Here is a 949-nt window from a genome sequence, read left to right as displayed (position 1 = left end):
AAATCGTCATTACGTACAGCTTGGAGCAGATAACTTTCGAGCTGATTATGGTTGTTCAACTCATGCGTGTGGCTCTCACAGAAGTAACTGTAAGCTTCACCCGACTCTTTACATAGCAACATCGCGTAACAAGCATTTTGTAGAAGCTGTTTAGCACTGCTCGAGCGATGAGCCTGAACTACGCCAACGTAGGAGTGCAAATGCACTTCTGTGTCGTTGATGTAGAAGTTCCCCACGCTGATATTAGTGATTTTATCGAGCAGATTATGCAGTTTCGAATCAGCATCTTCTCCCCATAACAAAAGCACTAAGTCGTTTGAACTTGGGCGACCAGTAATGAAGTAGTTTGAATCGTTCATCCCAAGGCGCTTACGAAATTCTTTGAGGATCTCATCAAACGCTTCAAAGCCGTATCGAGTTTGTATGCTACGCGCATTACTAAAGCCCACATTTATAACAATTAAAGACTGATGCCCGTGTTCTAGGGATTGAAGCGTATCTTCAACAACAGCTTCCAGAGCGGCGCGATTAAGAAATCCGGTACCTTGGTCATGGGTTTTCTGGTAGTTAACTTGTCTTTCAGCGGCTTTGCGGCGGTCAATTTCTTGAGTGAGTGAAAAGCTGAGTTGGGCGAGGTCAGTGGTTCGGTTTTCTACGCGATTTTTAAGTTCGCTGTTAAGTCTCAACAGTTTGTATTGTTGGTAGACAACAGCAAGTTGAGCTTCTATCGAGTCCTTGAACGTGTTGAGTAATTGCCGGTAAGTTTCGCTGTACTCATTGGCTTTGGAGTCCAACATACAAATGGTTCCAAACGTTTCTCCATTTGGCCAAAACAACGGCAAACCACAATAGGAGAGCATACCAAGTTTGATGTCCGGATTATTCGACCATTTTTCATCGGCAAGGGCATCGGGAACAACCAGTTGGCTTTTGGTTTCAATGACATGTT

Annotated in this window: 1 protein-coding gene; it reads right to left on the bottom strand. The window is 44.0% G+C overall.

The annotated features are described in order from the left end of the window. Positions 1-949: diguanylate cyclase domain-containing protein (locus R8N47_RS23950; protein ID WP_318185943.1), on the bottom strand; the 949-nt coding region annotated here is incomplete at both ends.

This window comes from Vibrio sp. 2132-1, assembly GCF_033344315.1.
Note: the sequence above shows the minus strand (reverse complement) of the source record. Positions and strands in the feature narration are given on the sequence as shown.